Annotated in this window: 14 protein-coding genes and 3 pseudogenes; 5 read left to right on the forward strand and 12 right to left on the reverse strand. The window is 37.8% G+C overall.

Features of this window, described 5'->3' with window-relative positions; translation table 11 throughout:
* Window positions 1-296 precede the first annotated feature (296 nt).
* The 11 genes and pseudogenes from DIZ30_RS06945 to DIZ30_RS06995 form a co-directional block, all read right to left on the reverse strand.
* Window positions 297-1,607: a glycoside hydrolase family 28 protein gene (locus tag DIZ30_RS06945; RefSeq protein WP_002294496.1), complete on the reverse strand. Its 1,311-nt coding sequence runs from the start codon at window positions 1,605-1,607 to the stop codon at window positions 297-299.
* Between the two features lie 11 nt (window positions 1,608-1,618).
* Window positions 1,619-2,692 (reverse strand): annotated as a pseudogene (locus DIZ30_RS06950) (MFS transporter); the annotation flags it as partial.
* Window positions 2,679-3,188 (reverse strand): annotated as a pseudogene (locus DIZ30_RS06955) (family 43 glycosylhydrolase); the annotation flags it as partial. The pseudogenes DIZ30_RS06955 and DIZ30_RS06950, both read right to left, overlap by 14 nt.
* Window positions 3,189-3,191: 3 nt before the next feature.
* Window positions 3,192-3,602, reverse strand: coding sequence for a DUF4064 domain-containing protein (locus DIZ30_RS06960; protein ID WP_002307990.1), 411 nt, complete (start codon window positions 3,600-3,602; stop codon window positions 3,192-3,194).
* Complete coding sequence (locus tag DIZ30_RS06965) at window positions 3,599-4,522, reverse strand: pectinesterase family protein (protein WP_109023159.1); 924 nt, start codon at window positions 4,520-4,522, stop codon at window positions 3,599-3,601. Before DIZ30_RS06965 ends, DIZ30_RS06960 begins: the two co-directional genes overlap by 4 nt.
* On the reverse strand, window positions 4,519-5,397 hold the full coding sequence (locus DIZ30_RS06970; protein ID WP_016627941.1) for a dienelactone hydrolase family protein: 879 nt from the start codon (window positions 5,395-5,397) through the stop codon (window positions 4,519-4,521). Before DIZ30_RS06970 ends, DIZ30_RS06965 begins: the two co-directional genes overlap by 4 nt.
* Window positions 5,384-6,721 carry a glycoside hydrolase family 28 protein gene (locus DIZ30_RS06975; RefSeq protein WP_002324619.1) on the reverse strand — a complete coding sequence of 446 codons (1,338 nt, stop codon included), beginning with the start codon at window positions 6,719-6,721 and terminating at the stop codon, window positions 5,384-5,386. Before DIZ30_RS06975 ends, DIZ30_RS06970 begins: the two co-directional genes overlap by 14 nt.
* A 2-nt stretch (window positions 6,722-6,723) precedes the next feature.
* On the reverse strand, window positions 6,724-7,827 hold the full coding sequence (locus DIZ30_RS06980) for a glycoside hydrolase family 105 protein (protein ID WP_002286016.1): 1,104 nt from the start codon (window positions 7,825-7,827) through the stop codon (window positions 6,724-6,726).
* A gap of 73 nt (window positions 7,828-7,900) precedes the next feature.
* On the reverse strand, window positions 7,901-9,409 hold the full coding sequence (locus DIZ30_RS06985; RefSeq protein WP_002286015.1) for an extracellular solute-binding protein: 1,509 nt from the start codon (window positions 9,407-9,409) through the stop codon (window positions 7,901-7,903).
* Window positions 9,375-10,067, reverse strand: a complete 693-nt coding sequence (locus tag DIZ30_RS06990) for a YesL family protein (RefSeq protein WP_002286012.1) — start codon at window positions 10,065-10,067, stop codon at window positions 9,375-9,377. Before DIZ30_RS06990 ends, DIZ30_RS06985 begins: the two co-directional genes overlap by 35 nt.
* 21 nt (window positions 10,068-10,088) lie before the next feature.
* The gene (locus tag DIZ30_RS06995) at window positions 10,089-11,063 is read right to left on the reverse strand and encodes a sugar ABC transporter permease (protein WP_002286009.1); all 975 of its coding nucleotides are present in this window, start codon (window positions 11,061-11,063) and stop codon (window positions 10,089-10,091) included.
* A 299-nt stretch (window positions 11,064-11,362) separates the two neighbouring features.
* Here DIZ30_RS06995 and DIZ30_RS07000 point away from each other — a divergent pair, with 299 nt between their 5' ends.
* Window positions 11,363-12,235, forward strand: a complete 873-nt coding sequence (locus DIZ30_RS07000) for a carbohydrate ABC transporter permease (RefSeq protein ID WP_109023160.1) — start codon at window positions 11,363-11,365, stop codon at window positions 12,233-12,235.
* 581 nt (window positions 12,236-12,816) lie between these two features.
* On the opposite strand, the pseudogene DIZ30_RS07010 reads toward DIZ30_RS07000, so the two are convergent.
* Window positions 12,817-15,032, reverse strand: a pseudogene (locus DIZ30_RS07010) (helix-turn-helix domain-containing protein).
* A gap of 231 nt (window positions 15,033-15,263) precedes the next feature.
* Between DIZ30_RS07010 and DIZ30_RS07015 the strand changes: the two are divergent.
* The 4 genes from DIZ30_RS07015 to uxaC are packed head-to-tail and all read left to right on the forward strand — an operon-like array spanning window position 15,264 to window position 20,662.
* A complete protein-coding gene (locus tag DIZ30_RS07015; RefSeq protein ID WP_002286006.1) occupies window positions 15,264-16,256 on the forward strand; it encodes a LacI family DNA-binding transcriptional regulator in 993 nt (330 codons plus the stop codon).
* 59 nt (window positions 16,257-16,315) lie between these two features.
* Entirely contained in the window at window positions 16,316-17,737 is a 1,422-nt protein-coding gene (locus DIZ30_RS07020) for a tagaturonate reductase (protein WP_002286004.1), read from the forward strand.
* The gene (locus tag DIZ30_RS07025) at window positions 17,730-19,229 is read left to right on the forward strand and encodes a UxaA family hydrolase (RefSeq protein WP_002297749.1); all 1,500 of its coding nucleotides are present in this window, start codon (window positions 17,730-17,732) and stop codon (window positions 19,227-19,229) included. The genes DIZ30_RS07020 and DIZ30_RS07025 overlap by 8 nt, the downstream gene beginning before the upstream one ends.
* A gap of 38 nt (window positions 19,230-19,267) precedes the next feature.
* On the forward strand, window positions 19,268-20,662 hold the full coding sequence (uxaC, locus tag DIZ30_RS07030; protein WP_002286000.1) for a glucuronate isomerase: 1,395 nt from the start codon (window positions 19,268-19,270) through the stop codon (window positions 20,660-20,662).
* The last annotated feature ends 114 nt before the right edge of the window (window positions 20,663-20,776 follow it).

Here is a 20,776-nt window from a genome sequence, read left to right on the forward strand (position 1 = left end):
CTTTTTTAAAAGTTTTTTCGATTTCGTTTTTCGAAATCTTTCAGCAACTCATTTATCATAACTTATCGTTTGTTATTTGTCAAGAACTTTTTTGGAGTTTTTTTCGATAGAATCAAGCTTCGCAAGTGGTTCTTTTTAACGACTTAGTTATCTTATCACGTCTAAAAACATGTGTCAACTCTTTTTTGGAATTTTCATAAAATGTTTCAATGAAGCGCGACAACGTTGTTTAATATATCATTAAAAAAGATAAAGGTCAAGCTAAAATATTATTTAAGCTTGACCTTATTATAATTTCAACGATTGTCAAAAGTATTGTTTGCAGCTGTATTGCCAGTTTCTATAGATAAATCACAGCTTTTGAAACATAAGTTTTGTACTGCTTCGATTCGCCCGAATTCTTTTGCAGTTATTTGGCAATGAGAAAAGCAGACATCTTCTATAGGCTTTTCAGGAAATGCTACTAAATCAAAAGCTCGGGAAGGAAGTGAGTAACCTGGAGAAAGGCATGCCTGTACGTTTTTGATGTGTATGTCTTTGACTTTCGTCATTTGCTTTGATTCAGGTATTTCTTCAGCCACTGCTTGCCAACTTTCTGGCATTTGAGCAAGGTCATTGCTATTTTTTCTATTGTATTCATTATGCCAGTCCATTATCCAAGAAAAAGGGAATTGTACATCAATCATATTCAGATTTTCTACCCTGATATTTTCGATCACTCCCCCTCTTTCTTTTGAAGATTTCATTCGAATACCACAGTCTGACTGAAAAAAATCGATATCGTGAATATATACGTCACTAACTCCAGCACTAACTTCGCTACCAATAGTTACACCGTATCCTGAACGGATTTTACATCTAGCAACCTCGATTCTTGATGATTTTCGATTGACTCTTGCACCATTGCCATCTCTGCCAGACTTAATAGCAATACAATCATCACCACAGGCCAAATCACATTCATAGACACGCACATTTGTTGAAGAATCAATATCAATCCCATCTGTACTTGGTCCATCATTGTTGCGGATGATTACTTTTTCTACTAATACATCGTTAGAATAAGTGATTTGCAAGTTCCAAAAACCTGATTTCTGAAAAATCAAATCACGAACAACAACATGTTCTGCATGATACAGTAAACAAGCGCGTGGACGTTTAATAGCATAATCCGCAATCCAACGAAGTCCCTTTTGATCGTATTCAGCTCTTGTCCCGCTTTTTTGATCTTTTCCCCAATACAGCTCCCACCAATGGTCTCCTTGACCGTCGATTATTCCTTTTCCTTCTATAAGAATATCTTTCGCCGAGAGAACATTCAAAATCGCTGCTGGCCATTTCATTTCTACGCCGGCTACTCGTGTATCGATTTCTGGAAATGCTTCGATATCTGTTCTCCCCTTGAGGACTGCACCTTCTTCAAAGATAAGATGACTCTTATCTTTTAAAAAAAGGGCTCCGACTAAATAAATGCCTTTTGGAATAAATACAGGTAAGTGTTCTTTCGCACCTTGATCGATTGCTTTTTGCAGTATTATTGTATCATCTTGTTGAGTGTCGTTTGTTTTAAAGTTCAAAGCATTGATAATCCCTTTTTTTGTCCGCAATACGTTTCTCCCTATCTTTCATTGATTTTTTTCAATTCTTCACCAATAAATACAGTTTTTGAACGATTCAGTGGGTAACCTACTAGCAAAATGATTGCGGATACAAATAAGCAGAATGCTGGTAACAAGTTTGCCATCGTATAAATCCTTTCTTGTACTAAAACTGATTGGATGGCTCCACCTGTTGTAGACGATTGGTAACCAATGAGTGCCAGCATAAATCCGCCTACCGCTCCTGCACATGCTTGTCCTACTTTTCTCGCAAAAGAATTTACTCCATATACTGTTCCATCTTCTCTTAAGCCTGTCTTATATTGATGATAATCAATCACGTCAGTAATGAATGCCCAGACCATCAAATTGAATAAACCAGATCCTAAAGTAGCGATAAATAAAAGAATCAGATATACCCATGCATTTGTTATATGAAGGAAATACATCAGCAAGTACATACATGAAGAAGCAAGTAACGCAAATACGCTTGCTTCCTTTTTACCAAATAATTTTGTCAGCTTTGTAGCAAATGGTGCTAAAACTACTACTGTTCCGTAAGTAAATAAAAGAGCAACAGACATTGCTTGTTTATTATGGAAGTAATCATTGAATAAATAAGTCATATTCGTCCCAGCTAAAATCTGATTGATCACAATGAAAATGTCAACAATGACTAAAATAATCAGTGCTCGATTAGCTAACAAACCTTTTACCAACTGAGAAGCAGATACTTTTTCGTTTTTGACAACTCTTACTCTTTCAGTAGTCAATTTACAAGTTAACATATATGCGACAAATGCAATTGCAGCACATCCGATTGAAATCCAAAAGAAATGATTCCCTGAAACGACTTGTTGTCCACTCTTGTTATGGGTATACATTAAAATCGGAATGAAGAATCCTGTAGTTGATCCGCCAATCGCAGAACCAATGCTTCGGAAAGTGGACAACGAGGTGCGGTCATTAGGATTTGAGCTAATTGCTGCTGCCATTGCTCCATACGGGATATTGATTGTTGAGAGAAAAATCCCATAAACAATGTATGAAACAAAAATATAAGCAATCTTCACCGTCATTCTTCTTCTCTGCATCATATTCTTGTAATACGATACCGCTGGATTTATTCGGTGTGTCCAGACGATAATCCCATAGTTCATTGACAAGCCATTTTTTTCCCGTTTCAAGATCATGGAACAAAGAAGGATCAAAGCCGTTACTATTTAAATAAATTGGTTCGGACCAAGGACCTGTGATCTCAGATGCAGTGATCAAATAATTGTGGACATCTTTAAACGGACGGCCTGCACTTTTGACATCTGTGTAAACAAGATAAAACAATCCATCAGCATAACTGATCTGTGGCGCCCATATACTTCCATTTGTAGGATTTCCTTGCAAAGATACTTGAGTGGTCAAAATATCCGTTGTATGTGACCAGTTGACTAAATTTTTCGACTCATATACTCGGATTCCTGGAAGCCATTCAAAAGAGGAGACAATAATGTAATACCGCTCTTTCACTCTTAATATATTAGGATCTGGATTGAATCCTCTTAAAATAGGATTTTTCACTTTGATAGTCTGCATGATTCAGGCTCCTTTTCTCATTCTTACTCGATATAAACTGAATGCCCCAGCTGCGAAATAAAAAAATGCAAAAGGAAACGCAATAAACTGAGTGCCAATCAACAATATGAATCCTGTTATAAAATACAAACCAGTGGCAGTTGTTAAGTATTTTCCTTTAGCAGTCAAAAACAATGCTACTGCTAAAAAAGCAAGTGAAATAAACAACACAACGGCAAACAGACCAGTCATGTCCTGTAATAATCCAAATGTATTTTCTAAAGACAAAGTTGGATGATCTACAGCAAGCGACTGATAACTTTTTTTAAACTCTGACGCAGACATATTACTTAAAGTAACTGCTAACCCGCCAAAGAAAATCAAAGATAGACTGCCACCGACCATTCCTAGCAATAGTTCCCATTTTCTTTTCATTTCTGAACCCCCTGCTTTTCTAAATGTATCCATTCAGGTCTTTTGATCGATGTTTCATAATTGTTATTATGTTCAGAGAATTTGACAGTCTGTTCATTTTTCTTGTCATCCCAATTATCCCAACCAGTTGGGTGAACATGCCCACCTATCTTACACGCTTCAAATAAGACATTTGCATACGGACGCCACGGTCTTCCTAAATAGACGTTTCTAGTATCAGGTTCTGCAGTCAAGGTACAGCTTTCAAAACGATACCCTGTTTTTTGATTTTTCGGCGTAGATGCTGCTGTGATGTATCCAGGATTTTTACTGGCTAAGCTATGGATATGACACTGATGAAAAACGGCATCTGCCCCACCAAATATGAAATCCACCGTTCCTTCAATCCAGCAATATTCATAGGTCTGACGACAATACTCAGGATTGGCAGAAGCCGGTGTACAAAAAGGAGTACCATCTTTTTGCAAATCAGGCAACGGACCCGTGCATAAGGTATCCTGATAACCAGATAGTCGACAGTTTTTTAAAGATACGCGATCTCCTGAATTGAATAAAGCAACAGCCTGTCCTACCTTTTCTCCTGGACCTGCTGTATTTTCGATGTGAAGATTTTCTAATACGACATTCGATCCTTCTAAGAAAAAAGTAGCACTTCGGAAAGTCCCTAACTGGCTACCGTCAAGATACTCCTGTTTTGCAAAACGATTACCGGAGATAACTACTGTTCCTGCTCCCACAAGTTTAAAATTGGATAATCTGCTTTCTATATATTCATCATATCTTCCTTCTTTTACTATCAAGACCTTTGGATGGCTATCCGGCAGGCCTGCCAAATAATCGATTCCTTCTTGGATAGTTTCAAAATCCGTCGGGGTATCTATAGCATTCTTTCCAATTATCAGTTTGTCTTTCATCCTCATAAATGCTCCCTTATGAATTGTTTCCAAATGTTTCTCATTTCTTGTGTTTCCATATGACCGCCTGTTAAAGAAAAAGAAGAAAAGTTTTCTGGACTACCCATTGATTGATACTTTTTGTCCAGCCCTTTTCTCAGCTTCAGTACGCCTTCGTCCAAGCACATCGTATCGTTTTTTCCAACTAAGCTAAGACGAGGGCGCGGAGCGATTTTTTCTTGGATTGCTAACGTTGTATAAGCTGTCAATAGATTTGGCACATAGTAATAAAACCCATGATGATCTAGGCGGCGATGTAGCAAAAGTGTTTCGATGTCCACCTGTGCCGCTAGATCAATACAAACTTTGACACGAGAATCCAATGCTGCCACCCACCAGCTTAATAAGCCTCCCATAGAAAGACCAATCGTTGCGAGCCGTTGAGTATCTGTGTCTTCCCTTGTCTCCAAATAATCGATCAAGCTGATCACATCATAAATACGCATTCCCCATAACGTTTTTCCTGTTAATAAAAATTGTTTGAACAACTCGCTTTCAGAAATACCTCCGCGTTCTTCAAATCCCCAAGCATCAATCGACCAAACAGCATATCCCATTCCTGTCAGTACTTCTGCAAAAGATGGAGAAGCTAAGTAAGGAGCACCATGGATCAATTCACTTTTCCCGACTGAAAAATCTCCGCCGTGAGAATGCAGGTAAAGGACCGTCGGAAACGGTCCTTCTTTTTCTGGATAAGCATAGAGGGCTGGTACTGTTTCCAATTCATTTAAGTACAATTGATAGTATTCAAGCATAAAACCGTTTTGTTTTTCTCGGTATAATCGTTTTCCACTAGGGGTACGTCTGCTAGATGGAGCACCTAAAAAATCATTCAACTGCATAAGCAAAGTTTTTACGAACAACCAGTTCATCCATATTTTCTGATTGATTTGATTGGAATTTCTCAATACTGATTTCTTTCGTATTTTCTAATAGAAATGCTGGTCCCTCGTGATTTTCAATCGACATCTGGTTAAAGGAAACCTTACCTGCAAAGCCAATGTAAAATCCTTGCTTGCTCATTTCCTCTATCCCTGTCATCATAGCAGGGACACCGGGAACTGCATCTTGGGCCATTGAAACATCAATATTGTCAAATGTGATTTCTTGTATAAACTGTTCTGCTAATCCATAAATAAATCCTGCAGAAGCATGGACATTCCTTGCCGTGATATTCGAAAAATGGATCCTTCTGAATGCTGGTGTCCGCTCATCTATCGGATAAGCCGTTTTTTCCCATACGTACGGTTCTTTCCCTCGCGGACCACAGAAATAATAAAGATTCAGTATAAATGGACACATCACATTATCCATGACTATATTGGATACTCGAATATCTTCAACGATCCCGCCTCGACCTCGTCTAGATTTCAATCGTATTCCTCGATCAGTTTCTTGGAAGATACAATTTGAAATGGTAATATTACGAATACTACCACTCATTTCACTTCCTAATACGACACCGCCATGTCCATGGACCATCGTGCAATTTGTGATCGTGATATTTTCGCAAGCGATCCTTTCGTACGTATCTTCAGTCCCTGCCTTGATTGCAATACAGTCATCTCCCACGTCAATATGGCAATTACTAATACGTACATTTTTGCATGATTCTGGATCAATTCCGTCTGTATTTGGTGAATCCGCTGGGTTCAAGATCGTCAAGTTATCAAACGTTGCATTACTGCAAAGAATCGGGTTGATCGTCCAACTTGGTGACTGGATCAATTTAATATCTTTCACAGTAATTCGATGACAGTTATGGAAACTCATCAATTTAGGACGAGGATAAGCGAGATTATCTGGTTCATTTCTAAAAGTATGCCACCATTTTTTTCCATTTCCATCTAATGTACCGAAACCAGTGACAGAGATGTTCTCTACATTTTGAGCATAGATACAGGAAGCATAAACTTTTCGATGGACTCCTTCCCAACGTGAATGAACAACAGGATAATCTTTTGGATCGTCAGAGAATTTCAGAACCGCTCCTGCGCTTAAATGAAGTTCGACATTGCTTTTTAAAAATAAAGCTCCTGTTAGAAATTCACCTGCTGGAACAACTACGGTCCCGCCTCCGTCACTTGCTGCAGCATCAATGGCTTGTTGTATTGCTTCAGTATTCAATTCATCAATTGATGCGCCAAATGTCAAAATATCATACATATTTATAATGCCTCCACTTCAATCAATGCTTGCAAGAATGCACCAACGCCTTTTTGATCATTACAAATAATTGGTTCACTGATGTAGTAAGCATATGAACCATCTCGCTGATCTGCTCCGCCTAACCCTGCTACTTGACAGTTTTTATTCAAGTTCAGCCAGCCTTCTTTTGTTTCCAGAACAAATTCATCAAGTAATCCTTGATGTGATTTCTTCACTTGTGGAAGCCATTCTTCTTTGTTCAGCAGGCCCAAACGTATTCCTTTAGCCATTGCGTAAACAAACATACTACTGCCGGAAGCTTCCAGATAATTTCCTTTCCGTTTTGTTTCTGTTGTTACTTGATACCATGTCCCGCTGTTTTCTTCTTGATATGGAAGTAATGCAGCCAGTGTCTTTTCTAGAATTTCTTTCAGCAAAGAACAATCTGTTTCTTCATGAAGTAATTCATAGGTATCTGCTGCAGCCATCAAATACCAGCCAATCGATCGGCTCCAAAAATGATGGGATAGACCTGTTTTTGGATCAGCCCATGGTTGGACCTTCTTTTCATCCCATGCATGAATCAGCAAATTTGTTTTTGGATCGAATAGATGTTTATAACTGATTTCAAACTGTCTCAAAACATCTTGGTAATCTTTTTCTTCACTAAAATTCTGGATAAATTCAGCATAAAAAGGAGAACCCATATATAAGCCATCCAACCAAATTTGATAAGGATAAATTTCTTTATGCCAAAAAGCTCCTTCGGATGTGCGTGGATGGTTTGCCAACTGCTGGGAAAGGAGTTCTGCTGCTTTTTTATATTTTTCTTCGCCTGTTTCTTTGTACAATAAAAAGAAAAGCTTTCCTGTATTTACATGGTCGATATTGTATTCTTCAACGCTGTAGCCACGGATCGTTCCATCTTCTTGCACGAAATAGTCGATATTGTCTTTTATGAAGTCAAAATAAATTTTTTCTTGGGTTCGTTCCCAAAGTAATTGGAACCCTTTAAGTACGACGCCATAGTCATAAGACCATTTTCCTTTATACCACTTTTCTTCATATAAGCGAGGTGTTCTTTCCATGATACTTTTTGCTAATTTCTTTGACCAGTTTTCCATTATTTGCTCTCCTTTAAAAATTAAAATAGGATTTGGGACAAATACCAAGAAGTATTTGTCCCAATCGTCTATATTACTGTGCCGCTGCTTTGTATGCTTCCTCGTACTCTTGTGTGATTCGATCGCCTCCTTGTGCTTTCCAGTCTTCTACAGCTTTTTTGAATCCATCTTCGTCAAGCTGTCCCATGATGTATTGCACCGTAGCATCAATGACGATTTTTTCAATTTCTGATCCTACTTCATTGTTCGTCGGTGAATCCAATGGCACAGAAGGATCCATTACAGCAAATTCTTCATTTTCTTTGATCAATTGATTAGAGAATTCTTTTTCAGGGTCTGTATCTTTGAAAGAGAACGTCACTTCACTAGGACGAGAGCTTGATAACGGTTGCACCTCTTGTTGCCAAAGATCCATATCGATAAATTCGATAGAACCATCATCATTCAATTCATAATGCGTTCCTTCGATACCGCCAGTCATCAATTTATACACATCTTCTTCTAAAAGATCATCAACAAATTGAAGTAATTTCTTCAATTGTGCTTCGTCTTTTACTTGAGATTTGGGAAATGCTAGCAAGCCGCCAATACCATTTCCTTCTGACCAAACATGATAACCGCCGCCTTCACCATCTGAGATCTTGTTTACAGGCACTAATTCCATATCATCTTGAATACCTTGACCCATCGTCTTCAGATTCTTGATATCCACCATTCCAGTGTAGATTCCAGTTCTTCCTTGTGCAAATTGTTCTTGCTGATCAGTCTTTTGGGTAACTGCAAAGTCTTGTGCCAAATAGCCATTCTCAAATAGATCTCTTGAAAAATTCAAAGCTTTCATATACTCTTCTGTATCAAATTCTGGAGTGAATTTGCCATTATCGTCTACAGCCCAGCCATTTGGTGCTCCAAAATAAGAAGTGAACAGTTTAAAGCTGGTATAACGAATATCACTAGGCGCACGATCGCCAAAACCAACTGTGTCGTCCACACCATTTCCATCAGGATCGTTTTCTGTAAATTGTTTAGCTACTTCATAAAGCTCATCCATGGTAGTTGGAACATCTAGTCCTAGATTATCCAACCAGTCTTTTCGAATGACTAAGCCAGCACGAGCGTAGTCTTTTTGTATCGGTACGCCGTACAAGGCACCGTCGATACTCGCAGCTTCGATTCTATCTTCAGAAATTTGACTTAAATTTTTATAGTCTTTTAAATATTCTGATACATCCCAGAATACGCCTGATTTTAACGCATTGCGGACAGAAGAGTTTTTCAACATCGCAATTTGAAGTGTAACGATATCTCCTAGTTCATCAGAAGCCAATGCAGTTGTTAATCTTTCTTCTTTTGAAGCATCAGGAATCCAGTTGAATGTCAGTTCCGTATCGGTTTTTTCTTCGATCAAGTTCACAATCGTGTCTGTAGGCGGTGAAGCATGATGCAAAATATTTAACCAAGTGATTTTAGCTTTTCCATCTTCTGTCTCTGAAGAACTGTTACTTGAACTGCTGCCGCATGCGGCAAGTGCTAGAATTCCTGCAAAACTAAGACCTAATTTTACGAGCGTTGCTTTTTTCATAAATTTTCTCCTTCACTGTTTTAATAATATTTTTGTTTTCTTCTGTTTTTTCTGTATATGAGTTCTTCCATTCCAAATGGCAAAATATAGAATTTGCTGTCCACGTGACTGCGGAAAAGAAGAGACTACCACCGATAAAGGTTAAAACACCTGGCATTGTTTGGATGATCATCAGATAAATCCCTACCATACTTAATATCAACACTAATGAGTAATGAAGATGTGAGAATCCGAATAAAAATGCCATTTTCATTTTGAAAAAATATCCTTTCCAATCATAATGAGCCATGATTGGGAAAATATAGAGTGCTGAGAGCACATATATGAACGCAGCAATATACAAAGCGATCCTAAGATACCAATTGTGTATGAAAGAAAGATCCACAAGTAAAACAATCCCGATGGCGCCATATATCCAGCTCATCAGCAAGGTTTCACGATAGTTTTCTTTAAAATATGTGAAGTACGTTTTCGTCAAAGGAAACGTTTCTTTTGAGCGCAGCCATTTTCTAATCACTGCAACCATCGCATACGATGCAGGACCGAAAGTAAAAACTCCCAAACCTGCGATGACTAAACCGCCCCACAGAAAATTCAAATAAACCAACTGTAAAATACGATTTAGCCTTCCGTTTATTTTATCTAATGACTGCAGCATATCTTTCCCTCTCTTTCTATCTTAGTAAACGCCGTCTTCTCCTAGCTTTTTGGCAATCTTATTAGCTAAAATTACCATAAACAATCCTACGACCCCTTTAAACAATCCCATTGCTGTACTGAAACTTAACTGTCCATTCTTCAATCCAGCTGTATAAATATAGGTGTCGAAAATTTCTGCAACGCTTCGATTCAATGAATTCAATAACAAGTACATATGCTCGAACCCTAAGTCTAATGTCTGACCGATTTTTAGAATCAGCAAGGTAATGATTACTGGACGAATTGCCGGCAATGTAACATGCCATGTTTTGCGTAAGCGTCCTGCTCCATCCATTTCTGCAGCTTCATACAACTGTGTATCGACTGCAGTTATCGCTGAAAGATAGATGATCGTAGACCAGCCCAACTCTTTCCAGATCACTTGTCCGATATATACTGTGCGTGTCCATTCAGGGGATGTTAGAAAACTGATTTTTTCAAATCCCATTGTTGCAAGGAATTCATTCAATACCCCTCCGTCAACATTCAAAAATACATAAGTAATCGAAACAATGATTACCCAAGACATGAAGTGAGGGATGTAAATGATCGTTTGAATCCCGTTTTTCAATCGTTTGTTCGTTACTTCATTTAATAGTAAAGACAAAATGATTGGCATCGGAAAAAACACGAAGATATTTAATCCGAACAAAATCAACGTATTTCTTAATAATGTAAAGAATGTCGGTTCTGTAAACAAACGAATGAAATGTTTGAAACCGACCCAAGGACTTCCCATTATTCCTAAAAATGGTTGATAATCTTGAAAAGCAATAACGAGTCCCCCCATAGGAAGATACCTAAAAATCAAGAAATAAAGGACTCCCGGCAGAATCATCACATATAAAAATTTATTCGTTTTGATTCCTGCAATTATTTTTTTTCGTCTTCTGAGCTTTTCTTCTTTTTTCGATAGCGTCAGTTGAAATGGTTCTTGTTTCTTTACACTTTCCATAAGCCCCTCCTTAGTTTTGTGAATGTTTGCTGCTTATGACTTCATGATAGATAACTATCTGAATTACGTATATAATCATTTTTATCGTATGTAAAAACGCTTACATAGCAATGATTTTTGTGCTATGCAAAACGATAAAGTGTATTTTTTCACAAATAAACTACGCATAGCAAACCTTCTATTTTTTTCTATCTGACACTTAGCATAGGAAATGATTATATACGTAATCTTTCACCGATGATAAATTGAACATATAGAAACAGAAACATTTAATTTATTTTGAGGAGGAGCCTATCTATATGAAAAAGAAAGTCTCTATAGGAGAAAGAAGTTTTACACTTTTCAACAATACGTTTCTAATTTTGCTAGCTTTGATCTGTATCGTTCCTTTTTTAAATATCATCGCTACATCTTTTGCTTCTACACAAGAAGTCGTCGCGAAAAAGTTTATCCTTTTTCCTACTACCTTTTCTTTAGACGCGTATCGCTACATTCTTTCTACGCCGACCATTTTTAGAGCACTTGCTGTTTCGATTGGTGTTACAGGTGTCGGAACGATCGTCAGTATGTGTGCAACTTCACTGATGGCCTACGGTCTTTCCAGAAAGTATTTGTTTGATCGAGGTTTCGTCAACTTTCTTGTGGTATTTTCTATGTTGTTCAGCGGGGGGATGATTCCAACGTTCTTAGTTGTTCGTTCTCTAGGGCTGGTCAATTCTTACTGGGCCATGATCCTGCCTGTGGCTGTTAATGCAATGAATATGATCATTATGAGAAACTTTTTCCAAGCCTTGCCGGATAGTTTGGAAGAATCAGCAAAAATGGATGGTTGCACAGATTTTGGTGTATTTTTCAAAATTATGCTGCCATTAGCGTTACCGTCTATTGCTACTATCTCGCTTTTTTATGCTGTTACTTACTGGAACACTTATATGACTGCTATTTTGTATATCAACGATTCATCTAAATGGCCGATACAGATTCTTTTACGCCAAATCGTCATTGTATCAAGTGGGATGCAAGCAGAAAGTAGTGCCGTTGATGTGATTCCACCAGCACAAACAGTTAAAATGGCTGTTATCGTTATTGCAACAGTGCCTATGCTGATTGCTTATCCTTTTGTTCAGAAATATTTTGTCAAAGGAGCACTCGTAGGTTCTGTCAAAGGGTGATTATGTACTGAACGCAAAATGGTAGTTGTGTCAGAAGTGGTCAGCTTCAAGAAATAAGAAGGCATTTACGAAAATTGCTTCTTAAATTTTTGTGAAATTTCGGCTTATTTTTCGAAGAATCTACTCCTGGAACACCGTGTATCAGAGGTTGTGAAAGAGACGTTCAGCCTTGAGCGATGATAAAAACTCTCACAAACATTGCGACGAGTAACCCACAGGAGCAATAAGAAGCGATTTTGAAAAATAGCTTCCCATATTTCACAAAATTATGCCTTATTGTCGATAGGCTGTCTCTTGAACGCCATTTATTCGTAAAAAAGAACTGTGACAAGACTTTTGTCACAGTTCTTTTTGCGTGCTTAGCCTTGAAATTTAACTATCCATAAATACAAATACTAGGGTTATTCTAACTTCTTTTATTGCTTGAATCAGTCCACAAGAAAAACAGCCTCTTGATTAAACGGCGTTTATCTTGTTGATTCTGCGGCAATAAAATCAGCCAGCAGCAAAACATGAAGTGCTGTTTTTTGCTGTCCTCTTTTATTGCTTGAATCAGTCCACAAGAAAAACAGCCTCTTGATTCACAAATATTTTTTTCGATATTCTCCCGGCGTAATCGATTCCTTCTTTTTAAAGAAACGAATAAATTAAAGAAACGAATAAAATTTTGCGGATTTCGATATTGCAATCTTTCTGCAATCTCTTTTACGGAGAGGTTAGTCTCTTTCAACCATTTTTTTGCTACCTCTAAACGATGATTTTGAACAAAATCACCAAATTTTTCTCCTGTTTCCTTTTTAAATACATTACTTAAATAGTTAGGGTTATAATGCAACCTATCAGCGATCACATCTAAAGACAGATCACGATCATATTCTGTGTAGACGATATGCATAATATTCTCCGACAAATTTTTAAATTCATGATCAGTGATTGCTTGAGAGCATTCTGTGATTGGCAGAACTAATTGTTCTAAAACAAGTTTTTCTAGTTCTTTGGGATGATAATTGTTCAGTGCTTTTACATAAATTTGTTTCATGTTATCAAAGTTTTTTGAATCTACTCCCAATAACTGTCCTAATTGAACGAGTTCATTGATCAAGCGGACCGAAACTACTTCCCGACTCAAAGGATTTTTATTTTGTGCAAACAATGCATCAATCAATTCATGTACTAAATTCTTCACTTCCTGATTTCCAGAACGAATGGCTTCAAACAATCGATTTTGTTCTTCTATCGGATATCTAATAAGTGTTTTTTCATGAGCAGCAGGAACGATTTCCTGATAAAAAATAATTGAACTTGGACCAGTATTTACACGATAATACAGGGCTTCTTTTGCCCGATCAACCGATTGCTTGCTTTCATTCAGCGTTTCGAACCGGTTACTGATGCCTATACTGATAGTTAAATTCAAGTATTCTTTTACACGTTTTTGAATGAGTCGGCAATACTCCATGACTTTTTTGCTTGCTTCTGCATCATCTTTATCCATTCGATAAATAGTGGCTTGCATTTCTTCATTCAAAACGATCGGCAGCATTCGATTTTCCTTTGGCACAATTTCCGTGATCATGTTGTTGATCGCTAAAAGTAGCAAATCACGCTCCCCACCGTGACTATCTTCTAACAGATCGATTTGAACCAAAGCTGTATAATAGCAGTCATTTTGAGAACTATAACCAAATTGCTGCAACCGCTGATCTAGTTCTCGCCTTTCTACTCGATTTCTAAATAAACTAAGTACAAATAGCGTTTCCAGCTGTGGCTTTTGGGTAACTAAGTGTGCACTTAACGCTTCTTTTTCTCCTATGATCCGACTGACTGATTGAGCGACCAAATCTAGTTCTTTCCCACTGAATCCTTTTGATTTAAGATTCAGACGTTCCTGTATTTGAGAAATCGGACGGGCAAATCTGTCCGAAAATAAGTAGGAAAGAAGACCAATGAGTCCTACCAGTGTTAAAGACACTGCAACTAGCCCGATTCTCAGATTGCGGATCATTGCGCCAATTGCACTAGAGTCAACTTCTAATCTGTAAATCCAATTATTATAATCTGATTTCAGTACTATATACGTTTTATCTTTTTCTCTTATCACTTTCAGCTGATTGTAATCTAGATCCACGTCCGTTAATACAGTTGGTTGCTCTTTATTTTTTACTGTCTGAGTAGTAAAAAGGTTGCCAACTTCGTTTTCAATAGAAAGTATGTCTTCTCCACTTTCACCAACAACCTGTTCTATTGTATGTTTCTCTATCGTAGCAATTCCCAATGCATATTTTTCTTTTTCAAACATTGGCAAAGAAATCACCATTTCGATTCCTTTGTTTTTCTTTTGCCAAAATAAATTATTTTTGTTATTTATGTACTTCTGTTGATACTTTTCAACTTCCTCTTCGGTCAGTTGACTCAACGATCCATTGATTACTCCCCATTTACCAGCCAAACTGACTAAATCATAATTATTATCATCCATAACAATCGTTTCTATAAAATTTAGTTCTTTCCTGATTTCAGAATAAGTGGAGTAATCTGTATATGTCAGCGGATGCTTGAATATGTCCGAGAAATTTTTGGTCGAACCATACGTAGAAAACGAATATTCAATCGTTCTAATTTTCCATTCAACGTTAGTTTTAACTTGCCTGAGCAAATTCTTTTTGTCTGTTAAATAACTCGATTCGATCGATTCATAGGTATTCTGGTAAATGAATAAACTAAATCCTATGACAAGTACGGCTCCTAATAAAAACATCGGTAAAAATATTTTATAAAATACTGTACTTTTCTTCATTTTCTTCCTCTCCTCCTTTTAAAATAAAAGGCTTTCATTTTTCTGTAAAATTGATACTCATCTAATTAAATGAGCATTCCCCGCTTTCAAGAATAGCATAATTAAAAATAAAAATCCAAGTAATTTTTAACGTGTGCAATCTTTTCATATCAAAGATCTATTGACTTATCGTAGTTATCGTAATATGATGAATGCGTTAACAAAAAGTGAAAAAGTAAGGAAAATGATGGAATGGTAACGATCAAAGATATCGCTAAAGCAGCTGGCGTTTCTCATACGACAGTTTCTCGTGCTTTGAATAACAGCAGTTTAATAAAAAATGAAACAAAACAAAAAATACGACAACTAGCTAAGGAAATGAATTATTCGCCAAACTATAGTGCAAAAGGTTTAGTGAATCAAAAAAAATATCTAATCGGACTATTTTTCTCAAGTTTGCATAAAGGAACTTCATCAAATTTCCTAGCAGATTCCATTGCAGGCATCCATTCAGTATTAGACACAAATTACAGTTTATCTGTTGAAAGTATCGATGTTGTTGATTTAACAGAAATCAACCTGCAACGCTACGATGGACTGATCGTTATGAGTCAAAGTGATGATGATCAGCCTTTCATCGACTATCTCAAAGAAAAAGAATTTCCTTTCGTTGTTGTCAATCGTCACATCAATGATCCAGCGGTTATCAACGTCACTGCCGATGATGCGGCCGGTGTTATGCAGGCAGTAGATTACGGTATTGGATGCGGACATACGAAGATCGCTTATATTGGCGGAAAGAAAAATTTTCGTTCGACAAAAGAACGGGAAAAAGGGGTATTGAAAAGTCTAAAAAAAGCGAGCATCCCTGTCAATCCAGCCTATTTTTTAACAGGAGATTACAGCTTAGAAAGCGGCCTCCAAAACATGGAATACCTATTATCACTTTCTGACCTGCCTACTCTGGTTTTTTGCGGCAACGACGACATAGCGATTGGTGCATTGAGAGCTGTACATTTAGCTGGCCTCCGTGTTCCCCAGAACATTTCTCTGATCGGGTTCGATGATTCTCCAGTCGTCTCCTATCTCAATCCGCCGCTTACCACCGTACGTAAGCCTTTGAAAGAAATGTGTCAAGAAGGAACAAAGCTTTTACTAGATTTGATCGAAGGCAGGACGATCGAACAATCTAAAATTGAGCTCTCCACCTTGTTGATCCTTCGTGAGTCGATCAATTACTTGTAAACTACAAGTAATTTTATATAAAAATGTTAACGTGTGCATAACACAGAAAGGAAGTTTATATGAAAAAACTGACAAAAGAATTAGTGAAAAAAAACGAAGCACCTGTAAAAGTTCTTCAGTTTGGTGAAGGCAATTTTATGCGTGGATTTATTGATTGGCAGATTCAGCAGCTGAATAACCAACAATTGTTTAAAGGTAATGTTGCAATCATTCAACCTTTAGAACAAGGTCTTGGAAATATGATGAACCAGCAAGATAATTTATATACGGTCATTTTACAAGGACTCAGCAATGGCGAAATCGTTGATACTTCCGAGATTATCACCGTAGTAGAACAAATGATCAATCCTTATGATGAATGGGATGCTTATCTATCTCTAGCAGAAAATGACGACTTGGCCTATATCGTCTCCAATACAACAGAGGCAGGAATCCAATTCGTGGAGACGGATAATTTAACAGATACTCCCCCACAGAGCTTCCCGGGCAAACTGACAGCCTTTTTATACCGACGTTTCAAATTAAACAAAGCTGGCTTTACCATCATTCCTTGCGAACTGATTGACAGAAACGGCGAACGTCTAAAAGAAATCATTTTACGCTACGCAGAAAAATGGGATTTAGAACCTGCTTTTGTTGAGTGGTTAGAAAAAGAAAATGTTTTCTGTTGTAGTTTAGTTGATCGCATCGTCCCAGGTTATCCTCGCGAAGATGCAGGTGTTTTCAATCAACGGCATAACTATGAAGATCAATTGATGGTCAAAGCAGAACCATTCATGCTTTGGGTGATCGAAGGGCCTAAAGAATTGGAGAATCAACTACCATTCAAACAGGCTGGCTTGAATGTCATCATCACAGATGATATGACTCCTTATCGTGAACGTAAGGTGCATTTGCTTAATGGACCGCATACAGCGATGGTCCCTCTTGCTTTGTTGGCGGAATTGGAAACTGTAGAAGAAGTAATGAAAGATCCTTTATTCTCCGCATATGTTGATCAGTTATTCAATCTAGAATTGATTCCTATGCTTTCTTTACCTAAAGATGAATTAGCCATTTATGCTGACCAAATCAAAGAACGTTTCTTGAATCCTTTTGCCCATCACAAATTAGAAGCGATTTCATTAAATAGTGTTTCAAAGTTCAGCACCCGTCTGCTTCCAGTGTTCAAGAAGTATATCGAAGAACAAAATCAGGTACCACCGTTAATCACTGTTTCACTAGCTGCGCTACTTCTTATGTATCGAGGCGATCAAGTAAAGCCACATGATGATGAAAAGACGATAAGCGAATTTACTGATGCTTGGTCTGATAATGGAACAGCTATTCCTCGATTATTGCAAAACGCTGCGCTTTGGGGAGAAGATTTGTCTCAAATACCGAATGTGACAGATACAGTTCAAGAAATAGCTGCAAAGATCGATCAAAAAGGTGTCCGGTCAGTATTACAAGAAATGAAAGGAACGATGGTCCATGCTTGAAACCCTGCAACCAACAATGAAATTAAATCGACGAGACAGTGTGGTCGTCGCATTAACACCTATTCCAAAACAAACACAACTGACGATTGATCAGCAAACGATCACCACTCTTGAAGATATCCCGCAAGGTCATAAGATTGCATTGGGTGATTTGAAAGCTGGAGACAACGTGATCAAATATGGCTATCCAATCGGTCATGTGACGACAGACGTAACTGCCGGTCAATGGCTGCACACTCATAATGTAAAAACCAATCTTTCTGGTGAATTGGATTATCGATATGAAAAAGATGTCCATCCAAGTCATTACCCTTTTGAGAACCGAACATTTCAAGGTTACTTGCGAAAAAATGGAAAAGTAGGGATTCGTAATGATTTGTTTTTAGTACCTACCGTTGGGTGTGTGAATGGCATTGCTGAACTGATCGTCAAACAGTTCAAGGAAAAACATCCAGATCTGGGACAGTTTGACCATATTACGATTTTAAAGCATCCTTATGGCTGTTCGCAGCTTGGAAAAGATCATCAAAATACTCGAGAAATTTTAGCGGACGCAGTAAACCATCCCAATGCCGGAGGAGTTTTAGTATTTGGATTAGGTTGTGAGAACAATACAGTTCCTGAATTCAAAAAAATTTTAGGTGAATATGATGAAGAACGAGTGAAATTTCTAGTGGCTCAAGATGTTTACGATGAGATCGAACAAGGTGTGGCTCTATTAGAAGAGCTTTTAACAGCAGCGGAAAATGACCAGCGCATACCAGTCCCGCTCTCTAAGTTGAATGTCGGTTTGAAATGCGGCGGTTCTGATGGTCTATCGGGAATAACTGCTAATCCTTTACTTGGTGCATTTTCTGACTACTTGATTGCTCAAGGAGGCAGCACGATCTTAACAGAAGTGCCAGAAATGTTTGGTGCAGAACAAGTATTGATGGCACGAGCGGAAAATGAAGAAGTTTTTGACTCAATCGTTGACTTGATCAATGACTTCAAACAGTATTTCTTGTCTTACGGGGAACCAGTTTACGAAAACCCATCTCCTGGCAATAAAACAGGTGGAATCACTACATTAGAAGACAAATCATTAGGCTGCACACAAAAATCAGGAAGCTCTCCTGTCGTTGATGTGCTGCAATATGGCGAGAAAATCAGAAAACCAGGGCTTAGCTTGTTGCAAGCTCCCGGAAATGATCTTGTAGCTGCTTCTGCTCTTGCTTCATCAGATTGCCAGTTGGTCTTGTTTACCACAGGAAGAGGAACTCCGTTTGGCTCATATGTCCCAACGGTCAAGGTATCTACAAATACGACTCTTTTTGAACGTAAAGGTCATTGGATGGATTTTAATGCAGGCGTCTTATTAGAACAACCAATGGAAGTAATCTTAGAATCGTTTGTTCAAAAAATCATCTCTGTAGCTAGTGGAGAAGAAACGAAAAATGAACAAAATGACGTTCGAGAAATTGCCATTTTTAAAAACGGAGTAACACTTTGATTTTCATAAAACAGTATAAAAAGAAAGAAGGAAGATTTATGTTTTTATCTGATGATTTTTTATTAAAAGACGATTGGGCGAAAAAGCTTTACCATTCCTACGCAAAAAACATGCCTATTATTGATTATCACTGTCACTTAGATCCAAAAGAAATTTACGAAAACAACAATTTCAGCAATCTGACAGAAGCTTGGTTAGGAGGCGATCATTACAAATGGCGCTTGATGCGAGCTTGCGGCGTGCCTGAAGAAAAAATCACAGGAAATGCTTCTGATTTTGAAAAATTTTTAGCTTGGTGTCAAACCGTACCAAAAATTATCGGAAATCCGCTTTACAGTTGGTCACATCTTGAATTAAAGCGTTTCTTCGGTATTGACTTGTTGATAAATGAAGAAAATGCAGAGAAAATTTGGACACAAGCAAATGAAATTTTGGCAGCTCCTGATTTTCGCCGTCGGGAAATCGCAAAAAAATCGAATGTAGAAGTGATTTGTACAACAGATGATCCCGCAGACGACTTGCACTATCATCAGTTGCTTGCTCATGAAGAACCAGATTTGAAGGTTCTCCCTTCATTTCGTCCAGATAAAGCACTCAATATTGAAAAAGAAGGATTTAATGCATGGGTCACACTACTGGAAGAAGCAGCTGACCAAACGATCACCACCTATCAAGAACTGATAGAAGTCTTAGGGCAGCGGATAGAATACTTCCATCAACATGGATGTCGTGTTTCCGACCACGCTTTAGACATCTTACGCTATAAAGAAGCGGATGAAACAGTATTAGAAGAGATTTTTCAAAAAGCACGAGCTAACAAACTATTATCTTCAGATGAAATCGATGCTTATCGTACAGAAACACTGATACATTTGACCCACTTCTATCATTCTCATAATTGGACGATGCAGCTGCACATCCATGCTTATCGTAACTGTAATACACAAATGTTGGAAAAATTAGGACCCGATACCGGCTATGATGGAATGAATGATCTTTCTTTGACTATTCCTCTGCAAAAATTATTGAATCGTGCAGAAGAAACGGATCAGTTGCCAAAGACGATCCTTTATTCATTGAATCCGAATGACTATCCTGCGATTTTAGCTTTGATGGGCTGTTTCCAAAAAGAACAGAATGGAAAACTGCAGTTAGGTTCTGGATGGTGGTACAACGATACTCGAGCTGGTATGCGCGATCAATTGACACAATTTGCTGATGGTAGTGCTTTGGGGAATTTTGTCGGCATGCTGACAGATTCAAGAAGTTTCCTGTCCTACACTAGACATGAATATTTCCGTCGTGTTCTTTGTGAATTTTTAGGCGAAATGGTCATGCGAGGAGAAGCACCTGAAGATGAACAACTTTTAGGAAGTCTAGTTCAAGCGATTAGTTATACAAATGCTAAAAATTACTTTGGCTTTTTTGCCTAATTGATTAATAGTAACAGTAACGAATCAAAAACAGGATAGCGAAATAACGGAATCCGTTTATCCGCGTTTTAGAGAAGAAGACGGACCAAAATTGCTCCGTCTTCTTCTCTTGCT

The organism is Enterococcus sp. H57, from assembly GCF_003112495.1.
GTDB lineage: Bacteria > Bacillota > Bacilli > Lactobacillales > Enterococcaceae > Enterococcus_B > Enterococcus_B faecium.

Bases quoted from the DNA above. Each gene is read 5' to 3' on its own strand.
- DIZ30_RS06990 (WP_002286012.1), bottom strand. From the start codon at position 10,067: ATGCTGCAGTCATTAGATAAAATAAACGGAAGGCTAAATCGTATTTTA.
- uxaC (WP_002286000.1), top strand. From the start codon at position 19,268: ATGTTTTTATCTGATGATTTTTTATTAAAAGACGATTGGGCGAAAAAG.
- DIZ30_RS06995 (WP_002286009.1), bottom strand. From the start codon at position 11,063: ATGGAAAGTGTAAAGAAACAAGAACCATTTCAACTGACGCTATCGAAA.
- DIZ30_RS06975 (WP_002324619.1), bottom strand. From the start codon at position 6,721: ATGTATGATATTTTGACATTTGGCGCATCAATTGATGAATTGAATACT.
- DIZ30_RS06960 (WP_002307990.1), bottom strand. From the start codon at position 3,602: ATGAAAAGAAAATGGGAACTATTGCTAGGAATGGTCGGTGGCAGTCTA.
- DIZ30_RS06980 (WP_002286016.1), bottom strand. From the start codon at position 7,827: ATGGAAAACTGGTCAAAGAAATTAGCAAAAAGTATCATGGAAAGAACA.
- DIZ30_RS06970 (WP_016627941.1), bottom strand. From the start codon at position 5,397: ATGCAGTTGAATGATTTTTTAGGTGCTCCATCTAGCAGACGTACCCCT.
- DIZ30_RS06965 (WP_109023159.1), bottom strand. From the start codon at position 4,522: ATGAGGATGAAAGACAAACTGATAATTGGAAAGAATGCTATAGATACC.
- DIZ30_RS07015 (WP_002286006.1), top strand. From the start codon at position 15,264: ATGGTAACGATCAAAGATATCGCTAAAGCAGCTGGCGTTTCTCATACG.
- DIZ30_RS07000 (WP_109023160.1), top strand. From the start codon at position 11,363: ATGAAAAAGAAAGTCTCTATAGGAGAAAGAAGTTTTACACTTTTCAAC.
- DIZ30_RS07025 (WP_002297749.1), top strand. From the start codon at position 17,730: ATGCTTGAAACCCTGCAACCAACAATGAAATTAAATCGACGAGACAGT.
- DIZ30_RS06985 (WP_002286015.1), bottom strand. From the start codon at position 9,409: ATGAAAAAAGCAACGCTCGTAAAATTAGGTCTTAGTTTTGCAGGAATT.
- DIZ30_RS07020 (WP_002286004.1), top strand. From the start codon at position 16,316: ATGAAAAAACTGACAAAAGAATTAGTGAAAAAAAACGAAGCACCTGTA.